This window comes from Mycetocola sp. Y719, from assembly GCF_056713205.1.
The window spans coordinates 533,421-551,672 of sequence record NZ_JBWYGY010000001.1 but is presented as its reverse complement, the minus strand read 5'-3'; the positions used below and the strand labels follow the sequence as shown (position 1 = coordinate 551,672).

General features: G+C 66.5%; 18 protein-coding genes and 1 other RNA gene. 11 read left to right on the top strand and 8 right to left on the bottom strand.

The genetic code is table 11. The features are described 5' to 3' along the window. Positions 1-6: 6 nt before the first annotated feature. Genes AC1M0F_RS02470 through AC1M0F_RS02455 form a run of 4 tightly spaced genes read right to left on the bottom strand, consistent with a single transcriptional unit; the run spans position 7 to position 3,695 of the window. Positions 7-1,032: a mannonate dehydratase gene (locus AC1M0F_RS02470; RefSeq protein WP_480237349.1), complete on the bottom strand. Its 1,026-nt coding sequence runs from the start codon at positions 1,030-1,032 to the stop codon at positions 7-9. A 14-nt stretch (positions 1,033-1,046) separates the two neighbouring features. Further along, positions 1,047-1,868 carry an SDR family NAD(P)-dependent oxidoreductase gene (locus AC1M0F_RS02465; RefSeq protein ID WP_480236617.1) on the bottom strand — a complete coding sequence of 274 codons (822 nt, stop codon included), beginning with the start codon at positions 1,866-1,868 and terminating at the stop codon, positions 1,047-1,049. Next, a complete protein-coding gene (locus AC1M0F_RS02460) occupies positions 1,861-2,829 on the bottom strand; it encodes an aldose epimerase family protein (protein ID WP_480236616.1) in 969 nt (322 codons plus the stop codon). The genes AC1M0F_RS02465 and AC1M0F_RS02460 overlap by 8 nt, the downstream gene beginning before the upstream one ends. Further along, entirely contained in the window at positions 2,826-3,695 is an 870-nt protein-coding gene (locus AC1M0F_RS02455; protein ID WP_480236615.1) for an SMP-30/gluconolactonase/LRE family protein, read from the bottom strand. The genes AC1M0F_RS02460 and AC1M0F_RS02455 overlap by 4 nt, the downstream gene beginning before the upstream one ends. Before the next feature lie 83 nt (positions 3,696-3,778). Here AC1M0F_RS02455 and AC1M0F_RS02450 point away from each other — a divergent pair, with 83 nt between their 5' ends. Further along, the gene (locus AC1M0F_RS02450; RefSeq protein WP_480236614.1) at positions 3,779-4,513 is read left to right on the top strand and encodes a GntR family transcriptional regulator; all 735 of its coding nucleotides are present in this window, start codon (positions 3,779-3,781) and stop codon (positions 4,511-4,513) included. 9 nt (positions 4,514-4,522) lie between these two features. Here AC1M0F_RS02450 and AC1M0F_RS02445 read toward each other — a convergent pair whose 3' ends face one another. Then, entirely contained in the window at positions 4,523-5,554 is a 1,032-nt protein-coding gene (locus AC1M0F_RS02445) for a manganese catalase family protein (RefSeq protein WP_480236613.1), read from the bottom strand. A 171-nt stretch (positions 5,555-5,725) separates the two neighbouring features. On the opposite strand from AC1M0F_RS02445, the gene AC1M0F_RS02440 reads away from it, so the two are divergent. From AC1M0F_RS02440 to kynU, 6 genes are all read left to right on the top strand, one after another. Beyond that, the gene (locus AC1M0F_RS02440) at positions 5,726-6,091 is read left to right on the top strand and encodes a hypothetical protein (RefSeq protein ID WP_480236612.1); all 366 of its coding nucleotides are present in this window, start codon (positions 5,726-5,728) and stop codon (positions 6,089-6,091) included. Between the two features lie 309 nt (positions 6,092-6,400). Further along, positions 6,401-7,177, top strand: a complete 777-nt coding sequence (locus AC1M0F_RS02435) for an aggregation-promoting factor C-terminal-like domain-containing protein (protein ID WP_480236611.1) — start codon at positions 6,401-6,403, stop codon at positions 7,175-7,177. A 32-nt stretch (positions 7,178-7,209) separates the two neighbouring features. After that, a complete protein-coding gene (locus AC1M0F_RS02430) occupies positions 7,210-8,028 on the top strand; it encodes a Nif3-like dinuclear metal center hexameric protein (protein ID WP_480236610.1) in 819 nt (272 codons plus the stop codon). 40 nt (positions 8,029-8,068) lie between these two features. Next, positions 8,069-8,806 carry a zinc ribbon domain-containing protein gene (locus AC1M0F_RS02425; RefSeq protein WP_480236609.1) on the top strand — a complete coding sequence of 246 codons (738 nt, stop codon included), beginning with the start codon at positions 8,069-8,071 and terminating at the stop codon, positions 8,804-8,806. A gap of 49 nt (positions 8,807-8,855) precedes the next feature. Then, positions 8,856-9,219: RNase P RNA component class A (gene rnpB, locus AC1M0F_RS02420), an RNA gene on the top strand. 14 nt (positions 9,220-9,233) lie between these two features. Next, positions 9,234-10,490 carry a kynureninase gene (kynU, locus tag AC1M0F_RS02415; RefSeq protein WP_480236608.1) on the top strand — a complete coding sequence of 419 codons (1,257 nt, stop codon included), beginning with the start codon at positions 9,234-9,236 and terminating at the stop codon, positions 10,488-10,490. 17 nt (positions 10,491-10,507) lie between these two features. On the opposite strand, the gene ppgK is transcribed toward kynU, so the two are convergent. Next, on the bottom strand, positions 10,508-11,272 hold the full coding sequence (ppgK, locus tag AC1M0F_RS02410) for a polyphosphate--glucose phosphotransferase (RefSeq protein ID WP_480236607.1): 765 nt from the start codon (positions 11,270-11,272) through the stop codon (positions 10,508-10,510). Next, entirely contained in the window at positions 11,269-12,153 is an 885-nt protein-coding gene (gene map / locus AC1M0F_RS02405; RefSeq protein WP_480236606.1) for a type I methionyl aminopeptidase, read from the bottom strand. Before map ends, ppgK begins: the two co-directional genes overlap by 4 nt. A gap of 36 nt (positions 12,154-12,189) precedes the next feature. On the opposite strand from map, the gene AC1M0F_RS02400 reads away from it, so the two are divergent. Next, positions 12,190-12,378: an SPOR domain-containing protein gene (locus tag AC1M0F_RS02400; protein WP_480236605.1), complete on the top strand. Its 189-nt coding sequence runs from the start codon at positions 12,190-12,192 to the stop codon at positions 12,376-12,378. A gap of 20 nt (positions 12,379-12,398) precedes the next feature. On the opposite strand, the gene panB is transcribed toward AC1M0F_RS02400, so the two are convergent. Then, a complete protein-coding gene (gene panB, locus AC1M0F_RS02395; RefSeq protein ID WP_480236604.1) occupies positions 12,399-13,229 on the bottom strand; it encodes a 3-methyl-2-oxobutanoate hydroxymethyltransferase in 831 nt (276 codons plus the stop codon). Positions 13,230-13,342: 113 nt separating this feature from the next. Here panB and AC1M0F_RS02390 point away from each other — a divergent pair, with 113 nt between their 5' ends. From AC1M0F_RS02390 to AC1M0F_RS02380, 3 genes are all read left to right on the top strand, one after another. Beyond that, entirely contained in the window at positions 13,343-14,698 is a 1,356-nt protein-coding gene (locus AC1M0F_RS02390) for a glutamine synthetase family protein (protein WP_480236603.1), read from the top strand. A gap of 10 nt (positions 14,699-14,708) precedes the next feature. Further along, positions 14,709-17,726, top strand: a complete 3,018-nt coding sequence (locus tag AC1M0F_RS02385) for a bifunctional [glutamine synthetase] adenylyltransferase/[glutamine synthetase]-adenylyl-L-tyrosine phosphorylase (RefSeq protein ID WP_480236602.1) — start codon at positions 14,709-14,711, stop codon at positions 17,724-17,726. Positions 17,727-17,821: 95 nt separating this feature from the next. Next, on the top strand, positions 17,822-18,103 hold the full coding sequence (locus tag AC1M0F_RS02380) for a hypothetical protein (RefSeq protein WP_480236601.1): 282 nt from the start codon (positions 17,822-17,824) through the stop codon (positions 18,101-18,103). Positions 18,104-18,252 lie beyond the last annotated feature (149 nt).

Below are 18,252 nucleotides of genomic sequence, written 5' to 3'. Positions count from 1 at the left end.
ATCAATTCATCTCGCGGTATCGACCCGCGGCTTCCCGAAGACCGCATGTTCGAGCCCGCGGATGTAGCCGATCGCGAACAGGCGCCCGAGGGTGCCGTACGCGGGCCGGTCGTTAGGTTCGCCCGCCATCGTCGGCACGTGATCGGGGCGCATCGGGCCGTCGAAGCCGATCTGGGCGTATGCCCTCATGCATTCGGGGAGATCCGTCTGACCTTCGTCGTGGAAGACCTCGCGGAAATCGTCCGGGGTTCCCACGACATCCCTGAAGTGAACAAAGGCGATCTGCCCCGCCCCTCCGAACTCGCGGATCAGCGTGGGGAGGTCTTCGCCCATCAGTGCGAAGTTGCCCTGGCAGAACGTGATCGCGTTCGACGATGACGGGCGCAGGGCCATGAGGCGGCGATACGCGTCGGAGGAGCCCATGATCCGCGGAACGTTCCTGCCCCAGGCGCGCGGAGGGTCGTCCGGATGCATCCCGAGCCGGACGCCCGCCTCTTCGGCTACGGGGACGACGGCATCGAGGAAGTAGGAGAGCCCCTCCCACAGTTGCTCGTGCGTCACCTCGCCGTCGGCAGCCAGAGGGGGGAGGAGATCGGCATCGGCGGCACGGAAACCGGTCACCAGCGCGCCGCCCCTGCCCGGTTCAGCCGTTGCCGTCCGACCCCAGCTCGAGACCGCCATCCAGTTGTAACAGAGCGTCTCGATGCCCAACCGGCCCATCGCACGCAGTTGGGTGATGACCTGGTCGATCTGTTCGTCGCGTCCGGGGAGACCGAGCCTGACCTTGTCCATCGGTGCCGTGTCCTCGATGGTGATCACCCGGAGGCCGTGGTCGGCGAAGAGGGCGACATCTCGTGCGATCGCGGATTCGGTCCACGGTGCTTCGTCCGCTGCCGGTCCGACGTATCCGTCCTTGCCGACCGAGGCGAACATCCGCTGGTCCTGCTCACCGCCGTTGAGCGTGGCGACCACAGTGTCCACCCCGCACTGCTTCACGAGTTGCCAGAGAGGTTCCGGTCGGGGTGCGAGCATTTCGCTGAGCTGGATCATGAGGTCTTCCCGTCCGTTCCGGTGGTGATGGGGGCTGCCAGCCTGGCCAGAAGTCCTCCGTCGACGCGGATGTCTGCACCGGTCACGAAGGCGGCACGGGGGCCGCAGAGGAAGGAGATCACCTCGCCGATCTCCGACGCCGTCCCGATCCGGCCGAGCGGATGAGCCGTTCCCCATTCGGCGAGGACCCGTTCGACGTCGTCTGGGCTGCCGTCGCTGTGGGACAGAGCCGACGCCCTCAACATCGGAGTGTCGACAGACCCCGGGCTGACCGAGTTGACCCGCACGCCCCATGCCGCCTCGTCGACGGCCATCGCGCGGGCGAGCGAGAGCAGTGCGCCTTTGCTCGCCGTGTACGCGGCGACGGTGTTCTGGGTGGCTGTGCCTTGCACGGATGCGACGATGGCGACGCTCCCCGCCGGGCTCCTCCTGAGGTGAGGGAGCGCACTTCTCGCCGCAAGGAAGACCCCCGTGACGTTCACGGCGAAGACCTCGTTCCATTCGGCGAGCGTCGTGGTCGTCACGTCGCCGTACCGCTGGATCCCCGCGGATGTGACGAGGCTGTCGAGCCGGCCGAAACGGTCGATCGCGGACGCGACCGCCCGATCGCTCGTCGCGGGGTCGTCGATCGGTCCGGCGACGGCGATGGCCGTACCCCCGGATGCGACGATCTCGGCGGCTGTGGTCTCGGCCTCGGTGAGTTCGTGGCCGTGGACGACAACTGCTGCGCCATGCGAAGCCAGTGAGATGGCGGCTCCGCGGCCGATGCCACGGGAGCCGCCGGTGACGAGCGCGACGCGGCCGGAGTGTTCAGGCATTGGTGCCTCCTGGTGGGTGATGGTCGAGGGTGACGGACATGCCGATCCGTCGTCGGCCTGACGCGGGGACGACGACAACACTGGACCGGTCGACGCCGCCGGTCGGCACACTGGCCGGTTCGATCGCGACGGCTCTTGCCCTGCGGTACCACGGAAAGGTCGGCGTCGATTCGAGTTCCTGCCAGAGCCACGCGTACGGAAGGTGCTGGCCGTCCCATTCGACACGCACAGACAACCCGATGTCGCGATTGGTGATCGACGCCCACGGTTCGACGAAGTCCGCGAGCCATCCGAATAGCTCGCGGCTCTCACCACGGGAGGGGATCTCCCTGAGGTCGATCTGTGTGCCGTCGATGGCCGTCGCCATCGGCCAGGCGATCACCTGGCCTGCGGCGAACAGGGGGTCGTGGGCGGGGTCGTTCACGAACATCCTGGCCCCGGTGTCGAGAACGCATTCTCCCTCCAGGAAAGGTCCGCCGAAGGCGGGGTGCTGGACGTAGTCGATCCTGAGGTCGACCGAGCTGAGATTGATGAGCGTGTCTGTGACAGCGAGCCGCGGACCCTTGAGCGCGACGATCCGTTCGATGCGGAGCGGCACCGAGAACAGGTCGACGTGAAGGCGGACCGTGTCAGCGCCGGACGCATCCACGGTCCACGGCACGATGGAGGCCTCACCATGGAAGGTCACGGGTGCTCCGTGGACGATAGCGGGGTCGCCCGCGACCGGACACAGCGTCTGCCAGCCGCCGCGGTAACCCTCGAGCCAGCCCGCGGTCGGGTTCGTGGTCGACGGTGCCTGCCCGGCTCGAATGGCGTCGGCGCGATCCCGCCACGGAGTTCTGAACAGGACGTCGACTCCGGTCCGTTTATCGACGAGAGCGAGGATGTCAGCACCCCGCCCTGCGTCGATGTCGACACGGATGTCGTCACTCGCGAGTTCGATGGTCATGGTCATGGTCACGCGGCGAACGGCATGACGGGGACGCCGTTGGTTCCACTCGCGAGAGCGAAGACGGAACCGGCGAGCGGCTGCATCGCCAGTTCGGCCTCATCGAGGTCCGTCGACGCCGATGTGATGTAGAGCGTTCCGTCCGGACCGAACGCGCAGCTCGATGGCTTCGCGACTGGAAGAGGTACACGGCCGATCAGCTCGCCGATGGGGGAGTAGCGGTGCACAGCCGCCCCGCCCCAGACCGCCACCCAGATGCATCCGTCGATATCGACGGTGAGGCCGTCAGGGAGCCCTTCGTCGATCGTGCTGAGCGGGGTGAAGTCGCCGACGACCCCATCGTCTGGCGAGTAGGAAGCGGAGAGCAAGGTGTGACGAACGCTGTCGACCAGGTACATGGTCGTGTCGTCAGGGGACCAGCCGAGGCCGTTGGGAAGGGTGAAGCCGGTCGCCATGACCGTGCTCGGCGAGGTTCCGTCCCAGCGGTGAAGCGCTCCACCTGCCGGGGTGAAGTTCAGGTGGGTGCTCCCAGCCCAGAGCCGTCCGCGCGAATCGCACGCGGCGTCGTTCATCCGCCTGTACGGCTCGGGCAAAGCAGCGTCGGCCACCGACAGCTCCCCGTCGACGACGAACCCGAATCCTTCGGCGATTGCGACCGCGAAACCGGGCTGCGATCGACGGGGGACCGCTGCCCCGAGGAGGGTGTCCAGTGTCCAGCGCCGGTGCCGTGCCGCAGCGAGATCTTCCTCGAAGAGCATCCCGGCGACCAGATCGACCCAGCACAGGCGGCCGCTGCGTTGGTCCCAGACCGGGCCCTCGCCAACCAGGGCGCGAGCGCGTACGACCAGGTCGGGTTCTGGGTAGACCGTCACCGTCATGCAATCTCCTTCGATCGATCGGCGTCTCGACCTTAGGTCCTGCCACACTTGTATGCAAGTGCCGCGACTGGCACGATGGCCCCATGGCCCGAATGTCACCCATCGCCCACGGCAGCGCTGACGGTGCTTCCTCGAGCCCGGCGGAAGCGGCCGCTGTGCGGCCCGGGCGCGAACGGATGTCGGACCGCGTCCACGACGAGTTGTTCACAGCGATTCGCGACCTGCGGCTGCCGCCGGGCGCCCCGCTGTCCGAGACCGAACTGGCCGCCCAACTGGGTGTCAGCCGGACGCCGGTGCGCGACGCGATCGCGCGACTGGTCGAACAGCGCCTTGTCCGGGTGGTCCCGCAGGTCGGCACCCGGGTCTGCCTGATCGAGCCGCACGACGTCGCAGAAGCCGCGTTCATCCGAAGTGCGCTCGAGGGCGCGGCATTCAGCCGGGCATGCGGGACCAATCGCGACGTCTCTGCGCTCCGCCGCATCCTGATGCAGCAGGAGGACGCGGTTTCGGCACGCGACGCGGAGGCGTTCTTCGTCGCGGACGAGGCATTCCATCAGGAGCTCTTCCGACTGTCCGGCTTCCCGGACGCGTGGAACGTTGTCAGGAGTTCGAAGGTCCAGATCGACCGCATTCGCCGCCTGGTGCTCCCGCTCGCGATTCAGCGCCGGGACCTGATCGAGGAACACAAGGCGATCGCCGACCACCTCGAGGTCGGGTCGGTCGGCCCCGGCGTGGCACTCGTCACCCGCCACGCCGGACACGTTCTCGAACAGGAACCGTGGCTCCGGTCCGAGTTCCCGGAGTACTTCGCGGCCTGAACGCCTGCGTTACTTCCTCGCCTTCTTGTCCTTCACCGTCGAGGCCTTCTTGTCGTTGGCGGTTGGCGCAGGAACGGCCGACGTTGCCGCGCCGCCCACCGGGCCGAACATCGCGTCGACTTCGGCGAGCTCGAGGTCGGCGGTCGCCTGAATCAGCTTCAACAGCTCAGGGTCGAGGCCCGGCGCGAACTCCTCAAAGCGCTCGGGCGCGATCGTCGACGGCACCCCGGTCGGTGCCTGCTCTGTGGCATCCAGCTCGGTCCCATCGTTCGACGGCGACATTCCCCTGAAGATCTTTCCCGCTTCCGACTGGCCGGCCAGGTCGAACGTGTACTGCTTGCTCTGCAGCCCGAGGTCGAGGAGCTTCTTCACTTCAGGAAATTTCTCGGCATTCGTCTTGGGGATCGGCAGAAGCGTGTTCCACTTCACCCCGAGGCTCTCCAGCGCCTTGGCGTACGCGTTCTCGTGGGCCTGGTCACGGACGATGAGGTACGAGATCGTCGAGCGGGCGGTCTTGTTGTCCGTCATCTCGTAGATCCTGCATTTCTGCAGGCGCCCCGTCGATTCCAGCATGAGGTTGTAGAGGAGGTCGAGGACGAGGTTCCCCGAGTTGTACACGTAGCTGCCGCTCCAGGGGTTCCCTGCCGCGTCAACGGGGAGTGCCCCCTGCGCGCCTACGAGGTAGTGGTGGATGTTGCTGTGGTCTAGCGCGATGCTCAGTGGCGTTGCGCCGCCGGCACCGGGTGTGTCCAGTGGGTCGGTCTTCTTGCCCTGATAACGCGGAGACCCGTCGAGCAGGCGCGAGATCGTCGTTCCGATGAGCTCGACATGGCTGATCTCCTCTGTGCCGATTCCCTGCATCAGGTCCCGGTAAGGCTTCGCCGCCGCCCCACGGAAATTCATGCTCTGGAACAGGTACTGCATCATCGTGCGCATCTCGCCGAATTGACCGCCGAGGCCCTCCTGCAGCGCGTTGGCCGCCGCCGGATCCGGCTCGTCCTGGGCGATCTCGGAAATCAGCTGTTGCACGTGGAAATACATGTGGTCCTCCCCTGTGGATCGGTGACCGACTGTCGCCGTGGTCGTACTCTGCGCCTGGTTGCAAAAGTTCGGGAGACGCTAGACCGTCGACGGATGGCGCGACTAGACTCGGCGCCCGCTGCTGTCCGTGTCGAAGATGACGGATGCTTCGTCGCCTACGATGGGGACGACATGATCACTCGACGAGAAGCCGCCCTCCGCCTGGACATTCCTCTCGAAATGGCGGTGCGCCACGGGATCCCGACCCGACTCACCGCCGGCGAGCTGACCGAACTCGACGAGAATCCACCGGCGTGGCTCGTGCAATCCCGTGCCAACCGCACGGGCAAGAAGAAGGTCTGGGTCCAGCTCACCTGCGACATCTGCGGTTTCTCCGAGGCGGCCAGGCCGAAGAAGTGGTGGCCGGAGTTCACCTACCTCAGTTGCGAGCACCACGGCTCAGACGAGCTGCCCGAACCCGCAGGGGGGCTGAGTCGCACCGAGATCGATGGCATCGGCAGTCGATTCATCGGGATCGTGGACGACTCCCCAGCCTGACCCTCGGACGAGGCACATACACGGTTTACACAGGACCAGTGGATGGGTCTCACAGAGTCGTGCTTGAGACTGGACGCTTCAGCCGCCTGCGCACACACCCGATTCTTTTGTGCAGGCGTGCAGCGAGCCAGCCAGAGCCGCTGTGACCCGACACCGCCCGTCACCCCATGCAGCCGTTGAGTTCGTGCAGGCACAGCCCGCGTTCTCGCACATGGTGAAGGCAGCTCCTGCCCTGTATTTTTCCGGAGCGCTTCACCGCGGCTCGGTTTCCGCCTGCGCTGAACTGCGGGGACACAAACCCGGAGACAGATGCTCAGATCAGCCCAGAAGCTCACCCGTACGACGAAAATCACCGCGGCGATCGCCGCAGCCGGCGTCCTTGGCGCCACCTTCTTCACCGTCCAGGCGAATGCCGCCCAGGCCGAGGCGCAGGCCAGACTTTCCGCGTCCGTCGCCCAGGTCACCGGCACCCTCGCCGAGAAGACCGACGCAATCACCGAGGCACACGCAGACCAGCTCGCCCAGGCGACCATCGCCGAAGCCAACGCCGTCGTCGCAGCCACAAAGGAAAAGGTCGACACGACGCCCCTGACTGCCTCTCTCGCCTCGCTGTCCGGATACCGCACCCTCGAGCCCGAGACTGTCGTCGTCCTCGCCTCGTATACGGATGCGAACGCTGACAAGATCACCGCCGCGGCAGCTGAAGCCGACCGCGCCGCAGCTGCACGCGCCGCAGCGAGGGCAGCGGCAGCGGCCGAAGCCATCCGCGTCGGCAACACCCCTGACGGTGCCCGTGCGACCGCTGCTTCCCTCGCCTCCTCTCGTTATGGCTGGGGCTCAGGTGAGTTCTCCTGCCTGAACCAGCTCTGGCAGAAGGAGTCCGGCTGGTCATACACGGCGTACAACGCCTCGAGCGGTGCCACCGGCATCCCGCAGGCCCTTCCTGGAAGCAAAATGGCGAGCGCAGGCTCGGACTGGAAGACCAACGCCGCAACGCAGATCTCCTGGGGTCTCGACTACATCGACCGTGCATACGGCAGCCCCTGCTCCGCGTGGTCGCACTCCGTCGCGATGAACTGGTACTGATCCAGCCGAGCGCTGCTCGCTAGGCTGAGTGGGTGCCTTACTCACTCGCCGAGGTCTGCTCGGCTGTCGAAAACCTCTGGCCTATTTCGGGCGCCGAAGGGTGGGACGCCTCCGGGCTGATCGCCGGTCACCCCGATGACCCCGTGTCGCGAGTCCTCCTCGCGGTCGACGCGGTGGATGGCGTGGTGCAGGAGGCACTCGGAACGGGGACGGACCTGCTGCTCGTGCACCACCCGCTGCTTCTTCGCGGGGTCACGAGCGTGGCAGCCGACCGGTACAAGGGGTCCGTCCTGACGGCGCTGATCCGGGGACGGTGCGCGCTTCTCGCCGCTCACACCAACGCCGACGTCGTCGACGAGGGCACGTCAGGCGTCTTCGCGGAACGGCTCGGTCTTCTCGACGTCCAGCCTCTCGTCCCTGGCGCGGACGGCGCCACGGGGATCGGGCGGGTCGGCGTCCTCGAGGACCCCATCACGCTCGGTCACCTGGCGCACCGCATCGCGCACCTGCTCCCGGCGACAGCCACGGGCATCCGCGTCGCCGGCGACTACGACAGGACCGTCCGCACCGTCGCGCTGTGTGGAGGGGCGGGGGACTCACTGCTCGCGGAGCCAGGCGTACTCTCATCCGACGTCTACATCACCAGCGACCTCAGGCACCACCCGGCCTCTGAGTCGATCGAGCAGTCCAGAATCGGAGGAGGGCCGGCTCTGATCGACGTCTCGCACTGGGCGAGCGAATGGCTCTGGCTCGACCGGGCAGCAGCCCAGTTGCGCGCACTACTGCCTGATCTCGACGTCGCCGTGAGCGACCTGCGTACCGACCCGTGGGATTTCGTCGTGACCCAGTAATCTTGCAGGACACCCGCAGCACCACTCAGAGAGAACCCACGTGAAATCCAGCCTCGCCGAGCAGAAGAAACTGCTCGAACTGCAGACCATCGATTCAGGGCTCGCCCGTGTCTCCCATCGTGAGCGGAGCCTGCCGGAGACTGTGGAGCACACCCAGGTGTCGGCGGAACGCATGGCGCTGAGCGGTCGCCTGGCCGCTGAACTCGGAACGCTCGAGGACGCGAGAACCGAACTCGGCCGGCTCGAATCGGATGCTGCAGTGGTCGACGCCCGTATCGCCCGCGACACCGACCGGGTCACGCACACGTCCTCGGTGAAGGATGTCACGGCGCTGGAGAGCGAACTCGACTCGCTGTACCGACGGAAGAACAATCTCGAGGACATGGAGCTCGTCGTGATGGAGCGGGTCGAGCAGGCGGAATCGCAGCTCGCCGCGACGCAGGGCGAAGACGACGACCTGCTGGAGAAGCTCAACGACATCAGTTCTCGCAGGACGGCCGCGCTCGACGCACTCTCGCAGGAGCGAGCTACGCTCAACGCCCAGCGCGGGCTGCTCGAGGACTCGGTCTCGCCGGACCTCCTGGCACTCTACGAGAAGCTCCGCACCCGCGGCGGCACCGGGGCGGCGCTGTTCCGTGCGGGGACCTGCGGGGCGTGCACGATCACCCTCACCGGCAACGAACTGCAGAAGATCCGTTCAGCGGAGATCGACGAGGTCCTGCAGTGCCCTGAATGCTCGGCCATCATGGTGCGCACGGAGGAATCCGGCCTCTGGTAGGTCTGCGGCGACGTCCCCGGCACCCGGGCCGGTAGGCTCGACGTGTGAATGGGTCGGCAAGACGGCCGCGTCGCCAGCAATGGCGCCGAGGAACGTCCGGGCTCCACAGAGCAGGGCGGTGGGTAACACCCACCCGGGGCAACCCGCGAGACAGTGCAACAGAAAACAAACCGCCGGGCGCGCGAGCGCCAGGTAAGGGTGAAACGGTGGTGTAAGAGACCACCAGCGGCCGGGGTGACCCGGCCGGCTCGGTAAACCTCGCCCGGAGCAAGGTCAGACAGAGGACTATGGGGCTGCTCGTCCCGTTCTCGGGTAGGCCGCTGGAAGGCTGCGGTAACGCAGTCTCGAGAGAGATGGTCGTCCAGGGCGCGCAAGCGCCTGAACAGAACCCGGCGTATCAGCCGGCCCATTCACACAGGGAGAGTCGATGCCGACGAGAACTCGGGACGAGTGCCTGACCGCAGATCGTCTGGACCCGCTCGCGATGTTCCGCGGAGAATTCCTTCTGCCCCCTGATGTCATCTACCTGGACGGCAACTCGCTCGGTCCACGACCGGTGGGAGCGCTCGAACGAGCCGGTGCGGTCATCGCCGACGACTGGGGGACAGGACTGATCCGCAGCTGGAACACTGCGGACTGGTTCACGATGCCTGCACGACTCGGAGACAAGGTTTCCCGACTGATCGGCGGCGGAGACGGCGAGGCCGTCGTCACAGATACGACGTCGCTGAACCTGTTCAAGGCGCTTTCAGCGGCCATCGGCATCCAGGAGCACCTCGATCCGTCGCGGCGGGTGATCCTCTCCGAGCGGGACAACTTCCCGACCGACCTGTACATCGCTGAAGGGCTCATCGAGTTCATCGATCGGGGTTACGAGCTCAGGCTGATCGACAGTCCGGCGGACCTGGGCGCCGGGCTGGGTTCTGACGTTGCCGTCGTGATGCTCTCGCACGTGAATTATCGGACGGGCGCGATGTTCGACCTGACAGGCTGTACGGCCGCGATCCAGGCGGCCGGCGCGCTGGTGATCTGGGACCTCGCCCACTCGGCAGGCGCCGTCCCCGTCGACCTCACCGGCGCCGGCGCCGATTTCGCGGTCGGCTGCACCTACAAGTACCTCAACGGTGGCCCGGGATCCCCGGCTTTCATCTGGGTGAATCAACGACACCACGACACATTCCGCCAGCCGCTCTCCGGCTGGTGGGGCCACGCCAGGCCGTTCGCCATGGAACCGTCGTACGAGCCGGCCGGCGGAATCCAGCGGTTCCTCTGCGGCACCCAGCCCGTCGTGTCGCTTGCGCTCGTGGAAAGCGGGCTCGACATCGCGCTCAGGGCCGATCCTGCCGCCGTGCGACACAAATCGCTCGAGCTGAGCGAGCTGTTCATCGCCCTTGTCGAAGAGCGGTGCGCGCGTCATCCACTGACGCTCATCACACCGCGGGACCCGGCACACCGGGGAAGCCATGTCAGTTTCCGTCACCCGGACGGCTTCGCGGTCATGCAGGCGCTGATCGCCCGCGGGGTGATCGGGGACTACCGCGAACCCGAGGTGCTGCGCTTCGGCATCACGCCGCTGTACCTGGGCTACACGGACGTCTGGGATGCCGTTGAAACTCTGCGCGACATCCTCGATTCCGGCGCGTGGGACGCGCCGGAGTTCCACAGCCGGTCGATCGTCACCTAGGCGATCGGCGCCAGGCGTCAGCTCAGCGGCGGGATGGTGCGCACGGCGAGTGCGGCGGCGCCGAGGATGCCCGCGTTGTTGCGGTGCATCGCCGGGACGATCGGCGCGTTCAGCTTGAGTAGCGGCAGGAAGTGCTCGTGCTGTTTCGAGATGCCTCCGCCGACGATGAACAGGTCGGGGGAGAGGTACACCTCCAGAGCGGAGTAGAACTTCTGGAGTCGCTTCGCCCAGTCTGCCCAGGACAGGTCGTCGCGTTCGCGGGCGGCATTCGACGCCTTCGTCTCGATGTCGTGGCCATCGACCTCGAGGTGGCCGAACTCGGCGTTCGGCACGAGCACGCCGTTGTGGAGAATCGCGGTACCGATCCCTGTGCCGAGTGTCGTCATGATCGCGACACCGTCTACGCCGCGGGCGGCACCGAACGCGGCCTCGGCGTAGCCGGCCGCGTCAGCGTCGTTGGCGAACGTGATGTCGCGGCCGAGCGCGTCTTCGAAGAGCTTCTCGGCGTGCAGCCCGATCCACTTCTTCGAGATGTTCGCGGCAGAGAGCGTGATCCCGTGTTTGACGACGGCTGGGAAACACACGCCGACGGGAGCATCTGGGTCGTGTACTTGCAACTGCCTGACCAGGTCGACCGTCGTCGCGAGGATGCCGTCAGGGGTTCCCCCCTTCGGTGTCGGGAGCTTGATCCGGTCGGTCAGCAGGGTCCCGGTCGCCAGGTCGACGACGGCTCCTTTGATCCCCGTGCCGCCGATATCGATCCCTACGGCTGTTCCGTTCATGCTGTCACCTTAGGCGACGGGAGTGTGAGGACGTCCGCGCCGCGCTCGGTGACGACGAGGGTGTGCTCGAACTGGGCCGTGATGCTCTTGTCCTTCGTGGTCACTGTCCAGTCGTCGGCCCACATGTCCCATTCATGGGTGCCCAGGGTGAGCATCGGCTCGATGGTGAACACCATGCCGACCTCCATGACGGTGTCGTACTGGGGTGCCGAGTCGTAGTGCGGGATGATGAGGCCGGAGTGGAACGCCTCACCGACTCCGTGGCCGGTGAAATCGCGAACGACGCCGTAGCCGAATCGCTTCGCGTACGACTCGATGGCGCGTCCGATCACGTTGACCTGGCGTCCGGGGGCGACGGCTTTGATTCCCCGTCGAAGCGACTCTTCGGTGCGTTCGACCAGAAGCCCCACGTCGTCGGACGGGGTGCCTGCGATGAACGTTCTGTTGCTGTCGCCGTGCACACCGTCGATGAACGCGGTGATGTCGATGTTGACGATGTCGCCGTCATCGAGGACGGTGTCGTCGGGGATGCCGTGGCAGATCACCTCGTTGACGGAACTGCAGATGGACTTGGGGTAGCCGCGGTAGCCGAGGGTGGACGGGTATGCACCGTTCTCGATGAGGAAGCGGTGACCGATCTCGTCCAGCTCGTCTGTGGTGACACCCGGCCTGACGTTCTCGCCCACGAGGGCGATGGCATCCGCCGCGATTCTTCCGGCACGGCGAATACGTTCGACGGCCTCTGCGGAGTACACGTCAGAGCCCTGGAACGGGCTCGGTCCTGCCTTGCCGACGTACTCGGGGCGGGGGATGCCCGGGGGGACGTTTCGCTGAGCGGATCGCGCACCGGGAATCAGATGGCCGTTTCGGTCCTTGGGCATAGGATCAAGCTTAGCCACCCAGCGAAGGGCAGTTTCATGAGCGAAGATCCGTCGAAGCAGTACTGGTACAACCTGAAGACCGGTGCGGTCGAGCACGGCTACGAGTCGCCGTCCGTCGATCGCGCAGGCCCGTTCGCCTCGGCCGAGGAAGCCGCGCACGCACCGGAACGCCTGCGCGAGCGCAGCGCCGCATGGGCGGCGGAGGAAGCCTCGGAAGACAAGTAGCCTCCCCGGCCCTTGCCGCTCTAGCTGTAGCTGTGTTCCTCACCGGGGTACACGCCATCCGCGACCTCGGTCCGGAAGCTCGTCACGGCATCCGTGAGCGCACCCCGCAGGTCCGCATACTTCTTCACGAACGAGGGGATGCGACCGGTCGTGAGGCCGGCGAAGTCCGTCCAGACCAGGAGCTGGCCTGAGACGTCAGGACCGGCGCCGACACCGATGGTGGGGATGTCCAGTTCGGCTGTCACTCGCGCGGCGGCTTCTGCAGGCACCATTTCCAGGACGACGGCGAACGCACCGGCATCCTGCACCGCACGCGCGTCGCGGAGGAGCTGTTCCAGGGCAGGGCCGCGTCCCTGGATGATGTGGCCGCCGAGTCCGTGTTCGCTCTGCGGGGTGAAGCCGATGTGACCCATCACCGGGATGCCTGCCGACACGATCCGCCGGATCTGCTCGTGGCTTCGTTCACCGCCCTCGAGCTTCACCGCCTGGCTTCCCGTCTCCTTCATGAACCGGAATGCGGTCTTCAGGGCATCCTCCGGGCCATTCTCGTACGAGCCGAACGGCATGTCCGCGATCACGAGGGCGCGTTTGGCTGCGCCGGCGACCGCCCTGGTCAGCGGGATGAGTTCGTCGACGGTGATCGGCAGCGTCGTCTCGAAACCGAGCACGTTGTTGCCGGCGGAATCGCCGACGAGAAGGAAGTCGATCCCTGCTTCGTCGAAGATTCGCGCAGTGAGCATGTCGTAGCTGGTCAGGCCGGTGATCTTGATGCCCTGCTCCTTCGCCCGCTGGAAGTGGCGGGTGCGGACACGGGCGGGACTGGACGCTGCGGGCTTCGATGGCTCAGACATTGCGCCAGTCTATCGAGGCTTGCCGGTGCGGTCGTCGGCACGGGTGCCCACGCGGGGAGCGCGAAACGGATAGCCTAAGAATGCAGACGCCGACGGACTTTCGAGGGGATCAGATGGATAAGCAACGCGACTTCGTTCTTCGCACGATCGAGGAGCGGGGAGTGAAGTTCGTCCGGCTCTGGTTCACCGATGTCGTCGGCACTCTCAAGTCCGTTGCGATCGCCCCTGCAGAGGTCGAGGGAGCGTTCGCCGAAGGACTCGGTTTCGACGGCTCAGCCATCGAAGGGCTCAGTCGCTCGTACGAGTCCGACCTGCTCGCCGTCCCCGATCCGACGACCTTCCAGTTGCTGCCGTGGCGTGGTGAGATCGACCCGACCGCACGGATGTTCTGCGACATCACCACCCCCGACGGCCTTCCGGCACTCTCCGACCCGCGCAATGTGCTCAAGCGCACCCTCGAGAAGGCCGCAGACCGGGGCTTCACGTTCTACACCCACCCCGAGATCGAGTTCTACCTGCTCAAGTCTGCGCAGATCGGTCCCGAGGGACCCATCCCCGTCGACTCGGCCGGCTATTTCGACAACGTCCCCGGCGGAACCGCCCACGATTTCCGCCGTCGTTCGGTTCGGATGCTCGAAGACCTCGGCATCTCGGTCGAGTTCAGCCATCACGAAGCCGGTCCGGGCCAGAACGAGATCGACCTCAGGTACGCCGACGCGCTGACCACCGCCGACAACATCATGACCTTCCGTACCGTCATCAAGGAGGTGGCGATCGAGCAGGGCGTTTACGCGACCTTCATGCCAAAACCCCTCTCGGACAAGCCCGGCTCAGGCATGCACACGCACATGTCACTCTTCGAGGGCGACTCGAACGCGTTCTACGAAGCCGGCGCGCAGTACCAGCTGTCCAAGATCGGCCGTCAGTTCATCGCCGGGCTGCTCCAGCACGCCCCCGAGATCACCGCGGTCACCAACCAGTTCGTGAACTCGTACAAGCGCCTCTGGGGAACCGTCGGCAACAACGGCCTGGCCGAGGCTCCGAGCTTCGTCACCTGGGGCCACAACAACCGCTCCGCACTCGTTCGCGTGCCGCTGTACAAGCCCAACAAGGGCGGAAGCGCCCGTGTCGAGTACCGCGCCATCGACTCCGCCGCCAACCCGTACCTCGCATACTCGCTGCTGCTCGCGGCGGGGCTCAAGGGCATCGAAGAGGGCTACGAGCTGCCGCCGGAAGCCGAAGACAACGTGTGGAGCCTCAGCGACTCCGAGCGCCGCGCCCTCGGGTACTCTGCGCTCCCCGCCAGCCTCGACCACGCCATCCAGCTGATGGAGGAGTCCGAACTCGTTGCGGAGACGCTCGGCGAGCAGGTCTTCAATTACGTCCTGCTCAACAAGAGGCAGGAATGGCAGGAGTACCGGGCCCAGGTCACGCCGTTCGAGCTCTCGAAGAACATCGAGATCCTCTAGAACGACCAGGATGCGACGGGACCAGGCCACTCTCACCGAACTCGCCCGACTCGGTTTCGCGGCGCTGAGCAGCGTCCGATCCCAGCTGGACGAGCTGTTCGACACGGTGCCACTCGAGGTCAACGACGTACTGCCCGCCTTCGCGCGCGCGGCCGACCCTGACCAGGCCCTCAGGAGCCTGCTGGGGCTGGCCCGTTCTCACCCTGACACCGTCGTGGCCGTGCTCGGCGAGGACACACAGCGTGTGCCGCTGGTCCGCCTCCTCGGTGCGTCCCTCGGTCTCGCCGATTTCTTCCATCGCCACCCGGAGGAGCTCCTCGCCTTCACGGCGTGGGAAGGCGGGCTGCCGACGAGGGACGAACTCGTCACAGACCTGCTCGAGGCCGTCGGCGCCGTCGACGGCTTCGCCGACTGCGTCGACGACGAGGGACACACCAGGCTCAGGGTCAGATACCGCCGCTGGCTGGCAAGGATCGCCGCCCATGACCTCGCCGCCGCCGACCCGCGCGACGTGTTCGACGCCGTCGCCGTCGCCCTGTCGGATGCCGCAGCAGCGGCCCTCGAGGCATCCATCGCCGTCGCCAGAACCCAGGTCACGACCGGAGGGTCCGGCCCGGCACAGTTCGACGCCGACGAGGTCAGGCGCACGCGATTCGCCGTCATCGGGATGGGCAAGGCAGGGGCAGGGGAGCTCAACTACGTCAGCGACGTCGACGTCATCTTCGTGGCGGAGGGTGACGACGAGCACGGGCTCAGCAACGCCAGGGCTGTCGACATCGCCACCCGGCTCGCCATGCTCAGCATGCGGGGCATCAGCCAGCCGGACATCGAACCGGAGCTGTGGGAGGTCGACCCCAACCTGCGGCCGGAGGGCAAGCAGGGAGCCCTCGTCCGGACCCTGGAGTCCCATCTGGCGTATTACGACCGCTGGGCCAAGAGCTGGGAGTTCCAGGCGCTGCTCAAGGCGAGGGCGTTCGCCGGTGACATCGACCTCGGCACCCGGTACGTCGACGCCGTGTCTCCGCTGGTCTGGTCCAGCGCCGGACGCGAAAACTTCGTCGAATCCGTCCAGCGGATGCGTGAACGGGTCACCGAGAACATCCCGTCGGGTGAGGTGCACTTTCAGCTCAAGCTCGGGCCGGGCGGACTCCGCGACGTCGAATTCACTGTGCAGCTGCTTCAGCTCGTCCACGGCTCAGCGGACGAAGCGGTCCGCGAACGGGGAACCATCGCCGCACTCGACGCGCTGTCCAGCCGCGGCTACATCGGCAGGGAGGAGTCGGCCGAGTTCGCCGGTGACTATCGGCTTCTGCGCGTGCTCGAGCACCGCCTGCAGCTCACCCGGCTTCGCCGTACCCACCTCATGCCGCAGGACCCGGACGCCCTCCGCGTCCTGGCGCGCGCCTCGACGTTCGCCCCGAATGGCGAAGCCCTCGTCGCGCTGTGGGAGAAGACCAAACACGAAGTGCGCGGCCTGCACGAGCGTCTCTTCTACCGACCACTGCTCTCCGCAGTCGCCTCGCTCCCTGAGGAAGAGGTCCTGCTCAGCCCTGAACAGGCCGGCGCCAGGCTCGCTGCCATCGGCTTCAGCGACCCGCAGGGAGCCCTCACCCACATCGCCGCTCTGACCGCAGGCGTGTCACGTCGCGCCACGATCCAGCGGAACCTGCTCCCGGTGATGCTGCGCTGGCTGGCGGGCGGTGCAGATCCCGATTACGGCCTGCTCGCGTTCCGGCGGCTCAGCGAATCGCTCGGCGGGACCCACTGGTTCCTCCGGATGCTCCGTGACTCGTCCGGCGTAGCAGAGAAACTCACCAGGGTACTGAGCGGATCTCGATTCATCGGCGAACTCCTCGACCAGATCCCTGAGGCCGCAGCGTGGCTCGAGCACGAAAGCGAGCTGCGGCCCCGCCCGCTCGACGCGCTCACCGAGGAGATCTCCGCCATCCTCCGACGACACGACACGGATGCTCCTGCGGGTAAAGCGATCAGGCGCCTGCGTCGGCGCGAGATCCTCCGGCTGGCACTCGGCTCGGTGACAGGCACCCTCGGCCTGACTGACCTGGCCCAGGGCCTCACAGATGTCACGACCGCGACGATCGACGGCCTTCTGCGGACGGTGCGTCGGGCGGAAGGCCTCGGCGAGGATTCCCTGGAGTTCGCGGTGATCGGGATGGGCCGCTATGGCGGCGCCGAGCTCGGCTTCGGCTCGGACGCCGACGTCATGTACGTGTACCGCACCACGGCACTCCCGAACGAGCAGACGCACCTCGCAGCGAACCGGATCATCTCGGAGCTCAACCGGCTGAGCGAGGACCACAGGCTGCCGCTCGATCTCGATGTCGGGCTCAGACCGGAGGGCAAGAACGGCCCTGTCGCCCGCTCCCTGGACTCCTACCGCGCGTACTACTCGCGCTGGTCCCTCACCTGGGAGGCCCAGGCGCTGCTTCGGGCGCGTGGCGTCGCCGGGGACCGCTCACTCTGGAGCGATTTCGAGGCGCTGGCAGATGACATCCGGTACCCGGCTGAGATCAGCGAGAACGCCGTCCGCGAAGTGAAGCGGATCAAGGCCAGGGTGGAGAACGAACGCCTGCCGCAGGGCGCTGACCCGTCGAGGCACGTCAAACTCGGCCGCGGGTCACTGAGCGATGTGGAATGGTTCGTGCAGTTGCTTCAGCTCCAGCACGGATCGGCGATCCCCGGGCTGCGGACGACGAGCACGCTCGGCGCACTCGGGGTAGCCGTGGAAGACGGACTCGTAGACACGGATACGGCCGAGCGGCTGCGTGCCGCGTGGATCTTCGCGTCCCGCCTGCGCTCGGCCATGACGCTGTGGCTCAACAAGACCACTGACGTCCTGCCGAGTGACCGCATGCAGCTCGACGGGATCGCGAGGGTGCTCGAGTACCCGCCCGGCTCGGCCGCACAGCTCGAACAGGACTACCTCCAGGTCACCCGACGGGCGCGGAGTGTCTTCGAAAAGCAGTTCTACGGCACCCAGGCGAGACCTGATCCCACCCCGCGCTGACGACAGGACGGTCGTGTCGCACGGCGGCCACGGAAGGCGGAGCACCGCCCGCCGCTCCTCCTGCCCGCGCCGGCCCGGCAGGTAAACTCTCAGGCATGTCCCGCGAACTCTCACTGGCCGACACCGTCACCTGGCTGGTGATCTCCGCCACGACCCTGGTCATCTTCATACCGACAGCCGTCTCAACGGCCGCGGCGACGACCGACTGGACGACGACATTCATCGACGGTGGCGAGGGGGTTCTTCCGACATGGATCACGTTCGGCATGAATTGTGCTCTGGTGCTCGCCGCCGCGGTCCTCGCGCTCGCGACGGCAGGACTTGTCGTCCGTCGCCTTCGAAGGCGTGCCGGGCCGGAAGCCGATCCTGCGAGCTGATGTCCAGCGCATCAGCCTGACTCTCAACAGGTAAACAGAACGTCCCCCGCTCCGAAAGGATGGCGGGGGACGTTCTGCGTTGCGTGCTGGAACGCTGGTCGGGGATCTAGCGGACTATGTGCGGGCAGTCGCCAGGGACGAGTCCACAG

Coding starts and splice junctions, on each gene's coding strand:
- AC1M0F_RS02470 (WP_480237349.1), bottom strand. CDS start 1,032: ATGCTCGCACCCCGACCGGAACCTCTCTGGCAACTCGTGAAGCAGTGC.
- AC1M0F_RS02465 (WP_480236617.1), bottom strand. CDS start 1,868: ATGCCTGAACACTCCGGCCGCGTCGCGCTCGTCACCGGCGGCTCCCGT.
- AC1M0F_RS02455 (WP_480236615.1), bottom strand. CDS start 3,695: ATGACGGTGACGGTCTACCCAGAACCCGACCTGGTCGTACGCGCTCGC.
- AC1M0F_RS02450 (WP_480236614.1), top strand. CDS start 3,779: ATGGCCCGAATGTCACCCATCGCCCACGGCAGCGCTGACGGTGCTTCC.
- AC1M0F_RS02445 (WP_480236613.1), bottom strand. CDS start 5,554: ATGTATTTCCACGTGCAACAGCTGATTTCCGAGATCGCCCAGGACGAG.
- AC1M0F_RS02440 (WP_480236612.1), top strand. CDS start 5,726: ATGATCACTCGACGAGAAGCCGCCCTCCGCCTGGACATTCCTCTCGAA.
- AC1M0F_RS02435 (WP_480236611.1), top strand. CDS start 6,401: ATGCTCAGATCAGCCCAGAAGCTCACCCGTACGACGAAAATCACCGCG.
- kynU (WP_480236608.1), top strand. CDS start 9,234: ATGCCGACGAGAACTCGGGACGAGTGCCTGACCGCAGATCGTCTGGAC.
- ppgK (WP_480236607.1), bottom strand. CDS start 11,272: ATGAACGGAACAGCCGTAGGGATCGATATCGGCGGCACGGGGATCAAA.
- map (WP_480236606.1), bottom strand. CDS start 12,153: ATGCCCAAGGACCGAAACGGCCATCTGATTCCCGGTGCGCGATCCGCT.
- AC1M0F_RS02400 (WP_480236605.1), top strand. CDS start 12,190: ATGAGCGAAGATCCGTCGAAGCAGTACTGGTACAACCTGAAGACCGGT.
- panB (WP_480236604.1), bottom strand. CDS start 13,229: ATGTCTGAGCCATCGAAGCCCGCAGCGTCCAGTCCCGCCCGTGTCCGC.
- AC1M0F_RS02390 (WP_480236603.1), top strand. CDS start 13,343: ATGGATAAGCAACGCGACTTCGTTCTTCGCACGATCGAGGAGCGGGGA.
- AC1M0F_RS02385 (WP_480236602.1), top strand. CDS start 14,709: ATGCGACGGGACCAGGCCACTCTCACCGAACTCGCCCGACTCGGTTTC.
- AC1M0F_RS02380 (WP_480236601.1), top strand. CDS start 17,822: ATGTCCCGCGAACTCTCACTGGCCGACACCGTCACCTGGCTGGTGATC.